The organism is Pseudoalteromonas sp. S2721 (assembly GCF_005887425.1).
Taxonomy (GTDB): Bacteria; Pseudomonadota; Gammaproteobacteria; order Enterobacterales; family Alteromonadaceae; genus Pseudoalteromonas; species Pseudoalteromonas simplex.
In genome coordinates this window covers 181739-198399 of the sequence record NZ_PNCZ01000012.1, presented here as the reverse complement: position 1 = coordinate 198399, position 16661 = coordinate 181739, and the positions used below count along the sequence as shown (strand labels likewise).

General features: G+C 39.4%; 17 protein-coding genes. 4 read left to right on the top strand and 13 right to left on the bottom strand.

Annotation, left to right across the window (positions count from 1 at the left end):
• Positions 1 to 251 precede the first annotated feature (251 nt).
• The 3 genes from CWC02_RS06185 to CWC02_RS06175 all read left to right on the top strand — a co-directional run bounded on the left by CWC02_RS06185 (position 252) and on the right by CWC02_RS06175 (position 2348).
• Entirely contained in the window at positions 252 to 1031 is a 780-nt protein-coding gene (locus tag CWC02_RS06185; protein ID WP_063701977.1) for a hypothetical protein, read from the top strand.
• Between the two features lie 92 nt (positions 1032 to 1123).
• The gene (locus tag CWC02_RS06180) at positions 1124 to 1327 is read left to right on the top strand and encodes a helix-turn-helix transcriptional regulator (RefSeq protein WP_138617060.1); all 204 of its coding nucleotides are present in this window, start codon (positions 1124 to 1126) and stop codon (positions 1325 to 1327) included.
• Positions 1317 to 2348 carry a replication initiation factor domain-containing protein gene (locus CWC02_RS06175; RefSeq protein WP_138617058.1) on the top strand — a complete coding sequence of 344 codons (1032 nt, stop codon included), beginning with the start codon at positions 1317 to 1319 and terminating at the stop codon, positions 2346 to 2348. Before CWC02_RS06180 ends, CWC02_RS06175 begins: the two co-directional genes overlap by 11 nt.
• A gap of 654 nt (positions 2349 to 3002) precedes the next feature.
• Here CWC02_RS06175 and CWC02_RS06170 read toward each other — a convergent pair.
• From CWC02_RS06170 to CWC02_RS06135, 8 genes are all read right to left on the bottom strand, one after another.
• A complete protein-coding gene (locus tag CWC02_RS06170; protein ID WP_138617056.1) occupies positions 3003 to 3437 on the bottom strand; it encodes a hypothetical protein in 435 nt (144 codons plus the stop codon).
• A 131-nt stretch (positions 3438 to 3568) separates the two neighbouring features.
• Positions 3569 to 4264 carry a toll/interleukin-1 receptor domain-containing protein gene (locus CWC02_RS06165; RefSeq protein WP_138617054.1) on the bottom strand — a complete coding sequence of 232 codons (696 nt, stop codon included), beginning with the start codon at positions 4262 to 4264 and terminating at the stop codon, positions 3569 to 3571.
• Positions 4265 to 4624: 360 nt separating this feature from the next.
• Positions 4625 to 4957 carry a YnfA family protein gene (locus tag CWC02_RS06160; protein ID WP_138617092.1) on the bottom strand — a complete coding sequence of 111 codons (333 nt, stop codon included), beginning with the start codon at positions 4955 to 4957 and terminating at the stop codon, positions 4625 to 4627.
• A 23-nt stretch (positions 4958 to 4980) separates the two neighbouring features.
• Entirely contained in the window at positions 4981 to 5313 is a 333-nt protein-coding gene (locus CWC02_RS06155) for a DMT family transporter (RefSeq protein WP_138617052.1), read from the bottom strand.
• 227 nt (positions 5314 to 5540) lie between these two features.
• Entirely contained in the window at positions 5541 to 6368 is an 828-nt protein-coding gene (locus CWC02_RS06150; RefSeq protein ID WP_138617050.1) for an aldo/keto reductase, read from the bottom strand.
• Between the two features lie 33 nt (positions 6369 to 6401).
• Positions 6402 to 7604: an MFS transporter gene (locus CWC02_RS06145; RefSeq protein WP_138617048.1), complete on the bottom strand. Its 1203-nt coding sequence runs from the start codon at positions 7602 to 7604 to the stop codon at positions 6402 to 6404.
• A 15-nt stretch (positions 7605 to 7619) separates the two neighbouring features.
• Positions 7620 to 8486, bottom strand: coding sequence for an SDR family NAD(P)-dependent oxidoreductase (locus CWC02_RS06140; RefSeq protein ID WP_138617046.1), 867 nt, complete (start codon positions 8484 to 8486; stop codon positions 7620 to 7622).
• 11 nt (positions 8487 to 8497) lie between these two features.
• The gene (locus CWC02_RS06135) at positions 8498 to 9541 is read right to left on the bottom strand and encodes a metallophosphoesterase (RefSeq protein WP_212751473.1); all 1044 of its coding nucleotides are present in this window, start codon (positions 9539 to 9541) and stop codon (positions 8498 to 8500) included.
• Positions 9542 to 9755: 214 nt separating this feature from the next.
• Between CWC02_RS06135 and CWC02_RS06130 the strand changes: the two genes are divergently transcribed.
• A complete protein-coding gene (locus CWC02_RS06130; protein ID WP_138617042.1) occupies positions 9756 to 10685 on the top strand; it encodes a LysR substrate-binding domain-containing protein in 930 nt (309 codons plus the stop codon).
• Positions 10686 to 10821: 136 nt separating this feature from the next.
• On the opposite strand, the gene CWC02_RS06125 is transcribed toward CWC02_RS06130, so the two are convergent.
• The 5 genes from CWC02_RS06125 to CWC02_RS06105 all read right to left on the bottom strand — a co-directional run bounded on the left by CWC02_RS06125 (position 10822) and on the right by CWC02_RS06105 (position 16379).
• Positions 10822 to 11265 carry a hypothetical protein gene (locus CWC02_RS06125; protein ID WP_138617040.1) on the bottom strand — a complete coding sequence of 148 codons (444 nt, stop codon included), beginning with the start codon at positions 11263 to 11265 and terminating at the stop codon, positions 10822 to 10824.
• A gap of 631 nt (positions 11266 to 11896) precedes the next feature.
• Positions 11897 to 13306, bottom strand: a complete 1410-nt coding sequence (locus CWC02_RS06120; protein ID WP_138617038.1) for a caspase family protein — start codon at positions 13304 to 13306, stop codon at positions 11897 to 11899.
• A 207-nt stretch (positions 13307 to 13513) separates the two neighbouring features.
• On the bottom strand, positions 13514 to 13996 hold the full coding sequence (locus CWC02_RS06115; RefSeq protein WP_138617036.1) for a hypothetical protein: 483 nt from the start codon (positions 13994 to 13996) through the stop codon (positions 13514 to 13516).
• 567 nt (positions 13997 to 14563) lie between these two features.
• Positions 14564 to 15394 carry an HNH endonuclease gene (locus CWC02_RS06110; protein WP_138617034.1) on the bottom strand — a complete coding sequence of 277 codons (831 nt, stop codon included), beginning with the start codon at positions 15392 to 15394 and terminating at the stop codon, positions 14564 to 14566.
• 49 nt (positions 15395 to 15443) lie between these two features.
• Positions 15444 to 16379: an HNH endonuclease gene (locus CWC02_RS06105; protein ID WP_212751472.1), complete on the bottom strand. Its 936-nt coding sequence runs from the start codon at positions 16377 to 16379 to the stop codon at positions 15444 to 15446.
• Between the last annotated feature and the right edge of the window lie 282 nt (positions 16380 to 16661).

Below are 16661 nucleotides of genomic sequence, written 5' to 3'. Positions count from 1 at the left end.
CCAAAGAGCCAACCACTTGATTTCAAATCAAAATTAATAAACCCAAAAAATTCATGGGCCACACCATGGGCCTCAAACTATCTCTGAACCCCGGGTTCAACTTTGCTCAAAAACAGGGATGAAAATATTTTGAAATTTTCCCTTTTTTAATGCTTTCAGCATCGTATTTTGTCTGATAAGTTCGAAATTGTACGATGAGTACTTAATATAGCAAGGATGCCTCAGTTTTAAAATTAATACGTGAGGGCAAAATGCATCTAAACGAAATAACAACTAACGCGCATGAAATAACCAACAATTTTATTTCAGAACAAATTCAAATTACCGGCTCTAAAAAGAAAGCTCTTAAAATTTTAGAAGAAGAACAAAAAGATTTTCTAAAATGGATGAGAAATAAATACTTTGAGAATCCATCAATTCCAAAAACAACTCTACCTAATAGTGATGAATTAAAACGCGTTGTCAAAGAGTCAAATAGAATGACTGAAGCAAATAAAGAAAAAATCGAAGACTTAGAGGACTCTGATTTTTACGGCATGTTGCCTCAGATGCTCACAAACCTAGGACTACATGATATCGCGAATGAAGTTTTATTTAGACAATTAAAACAAGAAATAAAACCTTTACTAACAGTTAAAATAGACCAACTCGAAAAAGAGGTATTAAAAGAAGAAGCTTTGAAAGAAAGAGCGCGGCAAAACGGTCGCTCAGGTGGCCAAACCAAAGCAGAAAAAAACGAAAGAATTGTTTTCTTCGCTCTGCAAGAATATGTTGAAAATTATAGTGATACAAACCTAAGCTTAAGTACGATTGCTAAAAAAATCAAAATAAAACTAAATGACTTTATAAATTCGCAGCCTGAACTTAGAAGCTCAATCCAACCATTTACAGAAGATTCAGAAGCAATCCTCAAATGGATTTCAAACTACTCTTATTTTATCAAACATAACGTGTGGAAACCTAAAACCTCACAAGCTGTAATGAATTTCCATAAATCACAGCATGCTAAAAAATCTGAGCCTAGCTGCTAGATGCAATTCTCAGAGTCTAAAATCTCCAGTTAAATATACTTCAGACAAGGGCGAACAATATCGATCGCCCATGATCATTTTGGAGTTATAAGATGATTACTAAAAACAATACTCAAATCGACCGCTTTGTGCGTGAAGCAGAATGTAAACACTTAACTGGGCTCTCTAGAACAACTCGTTATGAAATGGAGCAAGAAGACAAATTTCCAAAACGTATAAAGCTGAATACACGAACCGTTGCATGGCGACTTTCTGACATTCAAAACTGGATGGAGGAACGTATTAATGCAGCCTAAGATCATAACTAAGCCATTAAGTGAGACAACAGATAGAAGTAAAGAAATAAAAAACAGTAACTTACACAAAGAGAAATTAATGCCGTTAAAAAATACAGATAGTCCTTTTTTAGAAGATAATAATTTCAAAACTCGAATTGATTATTTAACCCTAAAACTATTTACAACTAATGATGCACAATTCGAGTCAACTATCTATTTAATCAAACAATGGTTAACTACCCTCAGAATTAAGGTGTCTAAAGATAAATTTAATAGAAAGTACTTTGATGACGGCATCCTACTAGAAAGTACTGATGTAAAAGTACACTATTGCGGGGCTATAAAATGGAATGCTGATAAGCAATTCATAATTGTTGAACTCACAGGCTATGCGTGTGAATTGATTAATATTAGTCAATGCTATTTCTTTCCGCTTTTAGAATTGATGGAAAGAAACCACTTTGAAATTAGACGAGTTGATATAGCTTTAGATGACTTCTCAGGCCGTTACAATATCCGCTTTATACAAAAAAAGTATTCTTCTGGTGGCTTTTCACCTTCCTCTGGGCCAAAACCAACCAGAGAAAACATCAGCTCGTCAACAGGGCGAACTATCTATATTGGCTCAAAAAATGCCAGCAAACAGATGGTCATATACGAGAAGGGTAAACAATTACAGTTGCCAAAAGATGCACCAGAGTATCAATCGTGGACAAGACATGAACTCAGACTAAGAGGCAACAAAAATATAGTTATCCCAGGCGATGTTCTCACATGCCCTGATAGTTATTTTTTAAATGCATACCCAAAGGTTTATCGATGTATGCTCAAAGGTGTTGAAGCAAGATCTATAACAAGAGAGATAAAAACGCGATGTAATGCAGTTAGAGATAGGGGTCTAGAAAATCTAAGTAAACAGTATGGCCCTACCCTATTGTTTGCAAAACAGACGTTGACAGAAAAAGAGATAATACAAAAAACGATGAGACCAGCAAAAAGATTTCAACCAAGTTTGCCGCTTAGTATGATGGTTAGCTAACTCTATAAATTTAACTTCACCAGTCAGGTTTGATTTCATGATCTAATCAAATCTGACTGTACTTTAAAGCCCACGCTTGCACTCACTTCAACTTAGTATAGTACCGAGAACTATCTTCAATTAGCTTTAAGCAAGCGAAAAAGACACAGTGGAGTGCTTTCCGCCTAACTTATATTTGGACAGAAATGAGTTAGAGCGGATGCGTGCTTTGTGCCAGAAACGGATGGTGAACTCTTGCCGTAAACGGCATTGTTAGGTGCGATTTTGATCAATATCATGACCACAGTTATAACAATTTGAAGATGGTAGACGATATTTGTAAAAGCCTTGTACTACTTGATTTCTAAAGCACCTTTGGCAGGTATAACCTAAAGCTTTAATGACTAATAGAATACCGAGAACTATGCTACCGATGTAAAACGGGTTAACAAAGAAATTATCAACGCTTGTATATTGGAATTAATAGCCTATGAAGCATAAAAATAACAAAATCAAATACATTTTAAACTGAACACTACGCTTCAATTTAACGCTCCTTCACTAAAGCACCTAACGCCGCAATATGGGGCGCACAAAAGCTTGGCTATACTAAGCGAAGAATGAGCGCAGCCAAGCTTTTTGCGTCCCATTCATTGTTGCTTTGTTATATTTTCATTACCACTGAGGTTTCATTTTATGCAACTTTACTAAATACGGTATTTGTAGCAATGGTTCTAAACGGATAGTTAAATCTGGCAGGTAAATCAACATACTTACTAGAGTTATAAGCAAGCCGATGTAACCCATAACCAAACAAGACATTAACCCCCAATCTTTTTGAAATAAAAGCCCATACGCGCATAAACCATTAACTAAAATTATAAATGATATGAGCATAGGCATAGCTGCATAAGCGCTACCAGTGTAACTTAACCCAAACATTTCATATGTTGCTTCAAAGTCGAAAATAGCAGAAGCCACATATAAAATTGGAGCAACAACGCCAAGTACCAAGAAAAGCCACCCAAATATTTTAATCCATAGAGGAATGAGCTCTTTTCTTGATTTAGATTCAGTAACACTTTCCTCTATGCTTAATTCAGTTTCCAACGGACTACCTCTGAAAATATAACGCCTTACTAATGGGCGCACAAATGCTTGGCTAAAATTGGCGACGAAGGAGCACAAGCCAAGCGTTTTGCGTCCTGTTGAGTAACTTGTTAGAACTATACTGCACCGAACTATATTGTAACTAGTTCGGCGATCTTCTCAGCTATCTCAGCCATCGTATCTTCTGAAGAGTCTAAGCCAGATCTAGACGCAAGCAATGGGCTGACATTGCGAAGAGCGTCATACGTTGTATTGTGAACTATAGGAACTAGTCGATTCCCCGCTAACAAAGCTGATAACTCTTTATCAGCAACGCTCTCTTTTGGCAGACGCTCCAACATTGCTGGAGTTACCAAAACAAGACCGACCTTGGAATTTGCTAAACCCTTGTCGATAGCTCTCATCATTGGCACGCCGAGTCCTAGATCTTTTTCACTGAACCAAACTTTTACACCAGCAGCTTCAAGTAAATCATGTAACTCCTTTGCTGATTCTTTTCGATCAGCCCACGCGTGACATAAAAATGCATCTCGAACATCGGGCTGTGCAGCTACCTTAGTTTCAACTGCATCTCTTACCGGAGTTAATGATTGAATTTGTGATGAAGTGTAAGTAACTGAAGAACTCGACTTAGACCAGCGAGGCTTTGAACTTCTTGAACTGCTTCCACCGCCACTGGAATAACTACTCGTACCAGAATAGGAAGAATATGATGGGCTATAGCTGCTATAGCCACCGTACCCTCTACTTTTATAACGACACGCAGGGCAACTTGCCGCAGCTGCCGCCGAACTATGCCCTCTCACTGGTGCGGTACATCTAGCCATGATGTTTTCTCCTTAATTTAAATATAGTTCTAACATGTTTATAGCGAGCGAATCGCGCGTTTTTCTACCACTGCGTCGCTCGCTTTTCTGAATGAATCATTTGTAACAAACTTCTTAACTAATTGCCATTAATACTAAAATGCAGTAATTCTAGCTTTTGTCTCAGGACAAAAACGAGCGATTGGGTCGTTTTCCTGACTATGCAAGCAATATGCTTTGACGAAATAGAACAGTAATTTCGAACGGCCGAAGTTCGCTCTTTTGAGTCATGCGCCTAAACACGTTTAGGGGCAGAATTGAAGCAGTGCTTACATATACCCCAACATTGAAAAGTTTCGATAGCTCAAGAAATCAATGTCGCTATACGTTCCGTGGTGCGAACATTATGATAGTCATGCCGACCAACGCTACCGTTACACCTACAATATCCCATACGGTTGGTCGAATACCATCAACTATCCACAACCATAGTATTGCTACAAAAATATAAACACCACCATAAGCAGCGTAAACCCTACCAGCCGCAGTTGGATGAAGAGAAAGTAACCACGCAAAAAGTGCTAGGGATAGAGCTGCTGGGAGTAAAATCCAGACAGATTTTCCGTCTTTCAGCCAAAGGTAAGGTAGATAACATCCCAATATTTCTGCTACTGCTGTAATAAAGAACAACCCGATAGTTTTTGCTTCTATCAACTCAATTTCCCCATATTTCATTACTAATTAGCTGCTGTTTTTGAGAGCAAATTGATAACAACAACTCCGCTAATTATTAAAGCTATACCCACAAACGCCCATATGTCTAGCTTTTGTCCAAACAATACCCAGCCGATAATAGATACAATTACTACCCCCAAACCAGACCAAACGGCGTAAGCAATTCCTAATGGTATTGATTTTAATGTTAGAGATAAAAAATAGAAGGCTACAGCGTAGCCTACGAAAACAGCTACGGAAGGTGTTAACTTAGTAAAGCCTTCACTAAGTTTAAGACTTGTTGTAGCGATAACTTCACCTAATACAGCAACAAATAGAATTATCCAAGTATTCATAATTATGCCTAATAAATCATCAAAGGGATTGAGAACAGAGATAGTAACTGAATAATAAAAAAATCGTAGACTTGTTGTTTTTTATTAGCTGTGCGCAATCATAGAATATATAATTTCAACTAATTGTTTTTAAATATTTTTATAACTTAACCCATACATTAAATTGAAAATATATTTAAAAGCGAATTTTGATCTTGTAAGTCATCTTGGGGAAAAAATTGTTGTTATCAAGGAAAAAGCAATGGATCAGGCCCAAGACGATGCCCTTCATCCATAAATGCAATACCTTCTAAATCATTAAGGTCTAGAGAAAAGTCAAATACGTCAAAGTTCTCTTGAATGCGGCTTGGCGTCACCGATTTAGGAATGACAATTCGACCTTGTTGCAGATGCCAACGGATTATCACTTGTGCAGCACTTTTACCATGTTTCTCGGCAATGGCAATAATTGTAGGATGGCTTAGTGCCTTACCTTGGCCCAATGGACTCCACGCTTGAGTTTCAATTCCTAGTTTTTTGTGAGCTTGTTGCAATGTGTTTTGCTGTAAATATGGATGCAGCTCAATTTGGTTTAAGGCTGGTTTCACACCCGTTTCATCAATCAATCGCACCAAATGTTCCTGATTGAAATTAGAAACACCAATAGAACGCACTTTTCCCTGTTTTTTAGCTGCAATAAGTGCTTTCCATGTATCCACGTACAAATCCATTTTGGGAGCTGGCCAGTGGATTAGCAACAAGTCAACATAAGACAGCTGCAAGCGTTCGAGACTCGCATCTAATGCAGCAGTAGCCTTATCAAAACCTTGTTCGGGATTCCAGACCTTGGTGGTGACAAACACTTCTTCTCTTGCAATACCTGATTGTTGAATTCCTATCCCAGCACCGTCCTCATTTTCATAAACCGAGGCAGTATCAACGTGGCGATAGCCTGATTTGATTGCTTCACTAACAGCATTTGCCGCTTGTTCTTGAGTTGCTTGCCATACACCAAGGCCTAACTGTGGAATAACGTTACCATCTGACAATGTGATAAACGATTGTTGAAGTGACATAATTACCTCGTATTTCAGTATATTGTGATTAAATTAGTTTGAAGCTAGCGTTTTTGTCCGTCTATCCATGACTATCGAAAACAGCATCAGTAAAATACCGATAATCGCTAACAAACTAGCAACCCAGCCTGTCGACGCCCAACCATATCCAGCCGAAATCACTACTCCACCTAAACTGGCACCAATAGCGTTAGAAATATTAAATGCACTGTGGTTAAGCGCGGCTGCTAAGGTTTGCGCTTTGCCTGCTACATCCATGAGTCGTACCTGTAATGCTGGAACTAACGCGAACCCACCACCAATAAGGAATAAAGTAACCAGCGTACCGAACTTGGAGTTGGCAAAAAGCGCAAATAAAGCAAGAAAGACTACATTCCATATCATAATTAGATAAATGGCACGGATAAGCCCTTTGTCGGCTAGCCAGCCGCCGACAAGATTGCCGAGGACCATGCCGGTACCCCATAACGATAAAATCATCGGAACTTGCTGCTCGGTGAATCCGGAAACTTCCGTCAAGGTCGGCGTAATGTAGCTATAAATTGCAAACATACCGCCGAATCCAATCGCAGCTATCAGCAATGTCAACCAAACTTGCAAGTTTTTCAAGCCGCTGAGTTCACTAGCAATACTGGCGTGTTTATCTTTAGGAACTGCAGGCAAGAATAGCCAAAATAACCCCACAGTGATTGCCCCACCGACAGCCAAAAAGCCAAAGGTTATTCGCCAACCAAAAAGCTGTCCTAGCCACGTCGCTATTGGCACTCCAATTACATTCGCTGCTGCAAGGCCCACCATCACATATCCAGCAGCCTGTGCCTTTTTGTTTTCTGGCACCATTGCTGCAGCCACTAGGCATGCCATGCCATAATAGGCTCCATGAGGCAAACCGCCCATAAATCGTGCAATTAGTAGTGAGTAATGATCCCAAGCTACAGCACTAAATACATAACCTACGGCAAAAAGAACCATCAACGATATCAGCAGTAATTTCTTGGGCCATTTCGCAGCAGCGATAGCAATCAAGGGGGCACCTACAACCACGCCCAACGCATAAGCACTAATGTAGCTGCCAGCTTCAGGCACAGAAACCTGCATTGCTGCTGCTAAACTGGGTAGCAAACTCATCGAGACAAACTCTCCGGTGCCAATGAATAGACCTCCCATACCCAAAGTGATCATTGCGAAAACCATACCAAACGGTGCTTTAATCGGTGCTGTTGTATTTGTAGTCATGTATTAATGTGTATCCTATTTATCGGTTTTAAGTCGTTCAGTAACAAGCTGTTTGAATGATTGCTGATACTCTGGGTGCCAGCGTGACAACGCGGGGCGATTTAAAATCATATCGTCTGCAGACCACTGCATCCGCAATTGGTCCAGTGGCCAGCTCACTTCGTTATCTTCGCAAAAGATATAAAAGTCATCGTTTGCCATACCCGCTAACATACGTTCGACCACTTGCTTTGCACTCCACATCGCGGCTGGCTTTTCCGTGCACTCGGTCATGCCGGGATAGTTCATTGGTGTGAAGGTGTAGCCGGGAATAAGAAGATGAGCTGAAACTAAGCTGTCAGGCGTTTCCCTCAATTCGTGTGCTAGCTGTTCCGTCAGCACCTTAATGGCTGCTTTTGACACTGAATAAGCGCTATTCCCCGGTGGCGTTGTAATACCTTCTTTTGAACCGAGATTTACAATGGCACTGTGGTAATTTTGCTTGAGCAGATATGGCACAAAGTATTGTTGTAATGCTAAGGTTGCCCAAAAGTTGACTTCCATGACAGAGCTCCAGTTATCACTGGACTCCCAAGGCCCCGCAGCGTTGCTAATAGCAACATTATTGATTAGTAGAGAAACATCTCCCCAATCTGTTGCTGTGTTAAAAAGCTGACGTTGATCGCTCTTTGAAGCGACATTACCAACTATGCCCTTTAGCTGTGCGTTTGGGTTACTAGAGCTGATTTTTTCAAGCGCACGCTTTAGCGCTGTTTCATCAATATCAAACAACACCACTTTCATACCTTCAGTAGCTAAACTGTTTGCCAGCGCAAAACCAATTCCTACTGCGGCGCCGGTGATAACGGCGACTTTATCGTGTACAACTGCGAGATGATTCATTAAAGTATCCTTTAAATTTTTGATTTCGGTATTTTTGATGAGCGTAGAACGATCTCAGTTATTTCGGCTGGGACACCTAGACGTATAGGAAAACCATTCCAAAGAGCTGTACCATTGCTGACATATAGAGTCATTTTCCCGATGAGAAATTGTCCAGACATCAAGCCTTGATTGAAAAATCCCAATAGGTAATCAAAGCCTTTGATCATTCCACCGTGAGTGTGGCCTGATAGCTGTAAGCCAACGCCATGCTGTGATACAGCAAGTGCATTTTGAGGTTGGTGTTTGAGTAGCACTATGGGTAAACCTTGCGGTGCATGTTTCATTGCTGCATCGAGATCAGGACCCTGCAATTCAAAACTGCTAGCAACTTCATCTGTAACACCAGCTAAATAAAAACGGCCATCTCCTATTATGGTTCCTTCATTGATGAGCACTTTAATACCCAACTGCGTGAATTTTTCTGCCCACCTGGGAGCATCAAAGTAATACTCGTGATTACCCAAACTAGCATAGACGCCTAATGGTGCGGAAAGACGTTGCAACGGCGTTACATCTTGCTCCCGATTCGAGACTGTACCGTCGATTAAATCACCACTAATGACGATAAGATCAGCATTAAGAGAATTCGTTATATCCACGACTTTATTCGTCCAAGATGAGTCAAATAGCCGGCTGATATGCAGATCTGAAAGTTGTACTACACGAGTGCCGTCATATTGCTGAGCTAATCCGGGCAAAGTGAGCTCGACTGTTTTAACTTGTGGTACCTGTACAGCCTGATTTACACCTATGACTGTTAACCCTAAGGAAGTCAAAAATAAACTTATTTGCAACCGACCAAGGTGCTGGATACAAGATCGTTTTGTGATACACCACCACGTAATAGACATAATGTCCACTAATAGAGTTAGCAGCAGCAACAATACAAAAAAACAGAATGCTCCCGAGGTAATTAAAATTGCCCAGTGTGGCATCTCGGGGGAGAACATGTTACCGAAGACCCATGTCAGTAGCAGGTGATACTCCGAAACAAACAACAAGGCGATAGCCATACCGGCTCTAAGAGAACGACTTAACGATAATCGCCAGACGAAGCGCCATAACAAGTATAAATAACCAACAGTGATCGCGATATGAAACATTTTTCAGCGTTTACCCATGTAAGTTCAAAATCATCTATTTATAATTTACACTAATTAATCACTGACATTATTTAGACTTTATTCACCACCTATTGAATTAAACTCAACAATATGGAGTTTTACTATGCCTTCTCTTCCAACAGGGAACCTATCGCGTGCAGATTTAGCCGATTTAAATGCCTTTCTTTGTGTGGCGACCCATAAAAGCTTCTCCAAAGCTGCAATTGCATTAGGTATTACAACTTCTGCGCTCAGTCATTCCATTAGAAATTTAGAGAGTAGACTGGGTGTTCGTTTACTCAATCGCACCACACGAACTGTTTCACCCACAGACGCTGGTCATACACTCGTTAGGCGGTTGACGATTGGATTTGAAGAGATTGGCGCTGCACTGGCCGAACTGGACCAGCATCGTGATAAGCCAACCGGCAGGTTGCGTATCAATGTTCTAAGTGATGGTGCAAGATTACTTATGGCTCAGTCTTTGCCAAAATTCTTACAAGCCTATCCAGAAATGGCTGTTGAAGTGGCGGTAGACGATCGCATCATCGACATTCTTGAGGCAGGATTTGATGCCGGAATACGTTATGGTGGGACTATACCAGAAGACCTAATTGCTCTACGAGTGAGCGACCACCTTAAATGGGTAGCCTGTGCATCACCTAAATACCTTAATAGCTCTCCCAAAATTGAAATGCCTGAAGACCTCAAACAACATAATTGTATTCAGTTAAGAACTGGATTCGGCGTGATATATCATTGGGATTTTGAAAAAAATGGTCAACAATGCTCTATCGATGTCCCGGGGCAACTATGCGTCAATGAAACAGCAATAGGTATCGACATCGCACTGGCTGGACGAGGTGTTATGTATTGTCTAGAAGAACGTATTAAACCCTATTTAGAGAATGGCAGTTTACAAGTAGTCCTACCTGATTGGGCTCCCATAGAAGAACCATTTTATATTTATTACTCAGGGCGAAGACAAATGCCGCCGGGGTTGAAAGAGCTAATCGAAATTTTGAGGTCTGATTCCGACGAATGGGGAAAGTAAGGGCTCTAATATTTTATTCCTATTCATGAAACAACTTAAGATATTAACTGATAAAAATGTTATCGACACGATTAGGTAGTTAAACTAAAAACTCTTCAAAGTTATAGCTAACTTGGTTTTGGACATATGAGTTAGATTAGGTGTCGGCTTTTACAGCAAACTCTGGTTTAAAGTCCAATACAACCGGTGCAAACGGACTACTTGATGTAACCCAGCTTTTGGGGTGCCACAAGTGACAAGCAGGAATATCGATCAGCGCAAGATCTCTGCGACCTTTAACTTGAACTTGGATCCGCCAACAGCGCCCCGAAGAGCCACCAAATTCATCTATAATTTTTGCCACTCTTATAATTGTTCCCTTTGGATATTTTATAACCACTTCGCCGAGACAGTTACTTTCTTGCCCCTCTGCTGCAAGCATAAAATCATCAGTCCAAACTCCGCAATCACCTTTATAAAGAATACTGTCTTGTGTTAATCGGTAATCTTCATGCGCAAAACCAACAAATCTGTCGTTTTCTGTAACAACACTTCCGCAGCCAGATAGCAAGAAAAGTACTAGGAGAGTGAAGTTTTTCATTGAGATACCTAACATTTTAAGCAGCGTATTACCGAAAATTCCCGTTAACACTCAATGTGTTAATTTCCAGAATTATCAAAATACGATTTTTATTAATTTAATTATTAATAACTTACACATAGCCAAAAGGAATTACAATTGTTTAGGCTACGCTATAACCGAGAATTTACTTATTCGAGAATGGAGAGAATTACATTACGAGAACACGCATAAAAATAGCATGTAAATTAGTAACTTAAATATTTATGAAAATTTTAACGAGAAGCCAATTAAATTGCATAACGAGAATTGATTATTTATTCATTAACACTTTGAATACCTGCTTCACTCAAAGCTGTCCTTAGAGTAATTACGTTAACTCACTTTGGGGCAAAAGCGAGTTATATTTATAACCCGTCAATGGACATTTTTGAGTTAGGACTTTTGCTCTACTATGTGAGTTTAAGATTAATATTTCTATGGCTAACGCCCCACTAAACTGCGCCACTTTGTGGCGTCAGATTTCAGTGGCTTGTTATGTGTTTATTTAGCTCAACTATTAATAAACATCTATTTGGGAAATCAGCAGTATCAATGACATTCTGCTTTAATTGAATAAGTCTATCGATTGCAGTCAGCTATTTTATTCAAGTTAATTTTTACTTCCAGAAAATGAAATTAAATATTTTTTTGCGAAGTCATATGGATCTGACACATAAGCTTCCGAAATGTCGGCAGGCTCATCAAACCAAGAGTGGTGAGACCATTTCCACTTTTTTGTTCCTTCGAATTCGTTAAATGAATCCCAATTGGCTCTTTTCTCATAAGAGTTACACGTTAGAATCAAGCATTCTGTCAAACGAGGAAGGAACACTATTTCAGAAAAAATGCGATTAAGAGCCATAGACTTCGGTTCAAAATAAATTCCGACATGAACAGATTTTAGTTTGCTATGATTCCATATATTATACTTCGTATCATATTCATCTTCTGAAACGAAGGCTGAAAGAACTGCACTACTAATTCCGAATGGATTCCGCCGCTTAATTCTCTCTATATCACTTTCAACGAGCGAATCCGATCCGCTTCGACGTGACAATAGATCAATCACTGAGCGCTTATTCTGAACAAGTTCAAAGTCGTCGTATTTCACAGTCCGAACCTCAAAAAATTCAGATATTTCTGACATTTTCTCTGACGCGCTTAAAGTGTGTTCGAACACACTATCTATAAATTCCTGCGCTTTTGCCATCTGTGGAATTAATGCTTCAATACTTTCAATAGCCTCTTTTGCTAGAGCAAATTCTGTTGCAGGAGGTGAAGCCACTTGTTGATCGCCATCAGAAACGACAAAATAGGAGTTTCTAAAGTCGTTTAAGTGCAGCGCATCGGAACAAAATTTTTCTTGAGAAGTGCTCTGACGTATGAAGTGCGGTGTTTGGCTGGGGTGGTTTATGAAAGCATCTCGTAGGGCGCTCTCAACATCAGAATAATAGACTGGACCTTTCTCTTTATTCAGGCAAGCCTTGATAAATTCGTCAGTAAAAAGACTGATGTGGTCGCCTGCAAGCGAAAACTGGTTTTCAGTGCAAGATGAAAACTGTACAAAATTGGAAATCCTGCTCTTCAAGGTGTATGACAGTGGAGTCGCTTGGTTTTTGATTATGCTGCGCCCAGCTTCGCATGCATCTATCACAACCACTGACAATTCAGATTTAAACAGACGAATCAAGTCAAATGCTTCGTTTCTCGATAGGCCAGTGGTATTTGGCGACGACTCCTTAAAACTTGAAAAGCACATGAAAAAGTCATCAGAATTTGAGAGGCCATGGCCAGAGAAGTACAAAAATATCTCTTCAACTCCATCACTAGACTCCGCTAACACTCTGAGCTCATCTTTAACTAAATTAACTGGTTTATCTATATACACCTTGATACTACTAAATTTTTTAGTAGCCAAAAGCAATTCACGCATTTTTTCTACATCGTTAGCACAACAATTTAGCGCCGCCAACTCATCGTACTTTGTATTGCCTATAAGAATTGCAAGGTTCTGACTCATTTAATGCACCTAGATTTATAAAGTATTTTTGTGTTCAAGAATTAAATGTTTCACTTTAAAGATAAAGCGCAAAAAAAAATCAATACTCACTTTACCATCTGGAGTACGCATAGGTTTCGCTTTAACACATAACGCCGCCAGCAGGGGTGAAAAAACCAGAGCGAAGCGGCGGTTTTGGCATCCCTCTGGCTAGCCTTGTTACGTGGCTTACTCAAACTCACTGTATGAGTAAAATTTTGTCCCCTCTAAGAGTGAAATGTAAGCCTGCAATGGCTCACATTTAGATTTCTCTTTGACTGACTTTAACTGTTGATTAAACTTTCCAGACCTCCACAGCCTAGCTATTACAACCTTATCTCTTTCATTAAGATCGACTTTGTCTCGTTGCCATAAATCAATTTTCATTTCACGATAGAGATCAGCTTGTCTTAGTGAAATAGTTGTTTTAGCTTGGAGTAGAGCTTCGTCAATAGCGGTGCTTATCTCACTGCTTATAACAGGCTCGGGAGCGCCATTTGTATCAACCGATATTTGACCACCCCAAAAGAGGTTATTTTCCCCCTCGATGAACACAAAGTATTCACTATACAGTGTTGCTTTAATAACTTGATCAGCAGTAATGATCACTGTAGGCATGCCAAAACCGGCCAAGTAATTCCCTTCATAAACCTTAAGTATTGAGTCGGTCATTCATATCTCCTGATGAACTTTGAGCACGTAACAGCTTATTAGTGCGCATGCGCGTTTACCTCATTGGACCAGTGAAAACGGGCAAAGTTAACTATTTGTATACAATGAACTTATCAGTATTTTGCTAAATATACCATCAAGAAAAACACGCATGCGCGTTTCCCAAACCTATTATCTAACCCATAGGGTTTATAATTGAATGATTTTAATGGTATTTTCCAAGGTTGAAACGTGAAAACGCGCACGAAGTTGGGATAAAAATCGTCATGATTTCAATATGACTGTATGCCTGTCCAGCTTTTAGGCATTTCAAAGAATTGCATAGTTTGAGTGAATTGGATGAAAATTTCTAGGCAATAAAGTCTGCTCTTAACTGCTCCATCGACCAGGTGCCAACAAACTTTAGGGCAAAAACGAGTTATATTCAAAACCCTCCATTAAACAAAAAGTTTTAGGAAGTTGGCAGTATTAGGCGTATTCCTATAGAAGTTTTTATGACCTATCACCTTAACAACCGGCGCAGCTTTGCTGCCCCGCCACCTGAAATGCGCGAAGTTAATTAACTTATTACAAGGAATTTTGCTCAGCCTCGTGGGCTACTTTTTTAAGTGTTTCATTATAGGCTTGTGCGTCATTGGAAAAATGTGCACGCCTATGACAGTTAGGGCAAAGAGCTACTACGTTCTCAGGGTGGTCCGGCCCACCATCTGCGAGCCGATGAACATGATGGCACTCAAGATATGGCCCGCTTTTAGTCTGAAAGGGAGCGCTAGCTCCACACCCTTCGCATATTCCCTTTGATCTAGCGATAACGTAAAGCTTTAGTGCTAGTGAGCGGTAATAAGCAATTTCTTGTTTTACTTTGGGTGTACTTGTTCTAGAGCTTTGGTTTAATGCAGCTTTACGTAAATCTTTAATGCTTTTGTTTTTAAGCTGCTTCGGACTCTCTGGAGAAAAGGTAGCTTTCGGTTCTGCGACGGTATTTTCTTTGCCAGATGAATCTATATCTAGATGAAAGACGAAAGCTGTTCTATTGTTCCCATCTCGGTCAGGACGATCTTCCTCATGGTAGCCCAAACATTCTGCTGAACCAATGTAACGCACATATGCTTTTCGAATATATTCAAATACGTGAATGGCTTTACCACTTATTGTATGCTCAAAAATGGCTTTATTACCAGACACCATTTTCATGTCACCGATTTGACCTTCGCCTGTATACCAAAATAAACCATCTTCATGGTACTCATCTCGATAGCCATGCTGTTCGCCCGAGTCAGAGGTGAAAATAAAAACCACTGGGTGATTTTTCGGTGTAGATATTCCACCTTGAGCCTGGCCACCATATACACCATGAATTTCTTCTTTTCTTTTATATTCTTTGCCAATTTCAAACACGGTACTTCCTTAAGTCTTGTAATAAATTAATAGCTTGCTAATTGCTTAATTACTTGGCACTTATCCAAAACTTTTCAACGTAATTTTGATTAATTGCTAATTCAAGTTCATGAGTGTGTTTTTTGTTAGCTAGTTCCGTTTGTTTCAACTGTTTTAATAGCTTCTCGTTTCTTGAATTCAATCGTTCAATATCAAGTTGGGAGGGGATAACATTTAGTTTTTGAGAGTTACAGCCTTTGTGAGCATAAACTAAATTCCATAGATCATCGCTATACATAAATGACCAAGGGATCACATGATCGATACTTAATTGGTCTTCATGAATAGGGTTGCGACAAATAAAGCATATTCTTTTACTATTTGTAACATCAAGGTAAGGCCAAAAAGGCCGCAAAGATTTTCGCCGAATTGACTCTCCTAAATCCATTGATTTCACTTTTTTAGCAACTCGAGGAGATGTATTAAACTGCTCTAAGATCTGAGTCCAACGAAAGTTAATAGAATCAAACAAGAGTGAAGAGTTTTGAGCAAGGACCTGTATATTTTCTAATAAGATAAAGTCAGCTCCTTGTTCATAAAAATAGAGTTCAGCCTTTTCATTGCCTAAATTTAAAAAACGCCAACTAACATCCCTTTTCAAAATGCTCACCAATTTTTTATAGTTGATGTCTAATAAATGCTCTACTAGCTCAAATCGTTTGGGAATTTGCGTTCCTTGAATCACATAAAAAGAGTTAATTAAGTATTTTACTTTTTTAATAAACTCGGGAGGTTTTGAAGGGTTACTCCCTTGTACTAAATCAAAGAAAATTGTTTGATTCCAGTAATTCCGAAGCATCACCTTAGCTATTTCTTCTAAATAGATCCGAGGTTCGGTTCTATTAATTGACAACTCAACAATTGCTCTGGCCCAAGCCATTTTATAGGTATTATCGACGCTGCTATTTTGAATAACTAATAAAAATTGGTTCAGAAAATTAGTCACTTAATTAAATCCTTATATTTCACGATATAATTTGATGGGTTTTGAGCAAACGCATATAGCACTTGCCATTTCGTCCAGGTCTATTAATTTTTGCCATCCACAAAATATCTTTTGAACCACGATTTTGTAGCTAAAACACACAAGATTGGATTCATTTATATCTGTAAATTTTTCCTTTCACTTCTCTGCTACCAGAACCATATTTAAAAGAGATATAAATCAATACACCAGCATTTACATGGGTTATCAACACCTCATTGAGGTGTGAGCCATATGACCACT

Excerpts from the sequence above, each read along its gene's own strand:
- CWC02_RS06115 (WP_138617036.1), bottom strand. The coding sequence starts at position 13,996 with ATGACCGACTCAATACTTAAGGTTTATGAAGGGAATTACTTGGCCGGT.
- CWC02_RS06125 (WP_138617040.1), bottom strand. The coding sequence starts at position 11,265 with ATGAAAAACTTCACTCTCCTAGTACTTTTCTTGCTATCTGGCTGCGGA.
- CWC02_RS06140 (WP_138617046.1), bottom strand. The coding sequence starts at position 8,486 with ATGAATCATCTCGCAGTTGTACACGATAAAGTCGCCGTTATCACCGGC.
- CWC02_RS06180 (WP_138617060.1), top strand. The coding sequence starts at position 1,124 with ATGATTACTAAAAACAATACTCAAATCGACCGCTTTGTGCGTGAAGCA.
- CWC02_RS06185 (WP_063701977.1), top strand. The coding sequence starts at position 252 with ATGCATCTAAACGAAATAACAACTAACGCGCATGAAATAACCAACAAT.
- CWC02_RS06145 (WP_138617048.1), bottom strand. The coding sequence starts at position 7,604 with ATGACTACAAATACAACAGCACCGATTAAAGCACCGTTTGGTATGGTT.
- CWC02_RS06120 (WP_138617038.1), bottom strand. The coding sequence starts at position 13,306 with ATGAGTCAGAACCTTGCAATTCTTATAGGCAATACAAAGTACGATGAG.
- CWC02_RS06155 (WP_138617052.1), bottom strand. The coding sequence starts at position 5,313 with ATGAATACTTGGATAATTCTATTTGTTGCTGTATTAGGTGAAGTTATC.
- CWC02_RS06130 (WP_138617042.1), top strand. The coding sequence starts at position 9,756 with ATGCCTTCTCTTCCAACAGGGAACCTATCGCGTGCAGATTTAGCCGAT.
- CWC02_RS06175 (WP_138617058.1), top strand. The coding sequence starts at position 1,317 with ATGCAGCCTAAGATCATAACTAAGCCATTAAGTGAGACAACAGATAGA.
- CWC02_RS06165 (WP_138617054.1), bottom strand. The coding sequence starts at position 4,264 with ATGGCTAGATGTACCGCACCAGTGAGAGGGCATAGTTCGGCGGCAGCT.
- CWC02_RS06150 (WP_138617050.1), bottom strand. The coding sequence starts at position 6,368 with ATGTCACTTCAACAATCGTTTATCACATTGTCAGATGGTAACGTTATT.
- CWC02_RS06135 (WP_212751473.1), bottom strand. The coding sequence starts at position 9,541 with ATGGCTATCGCCTTGTTGTTTGTTTCGGAGTATCACCTGCTACTGACA.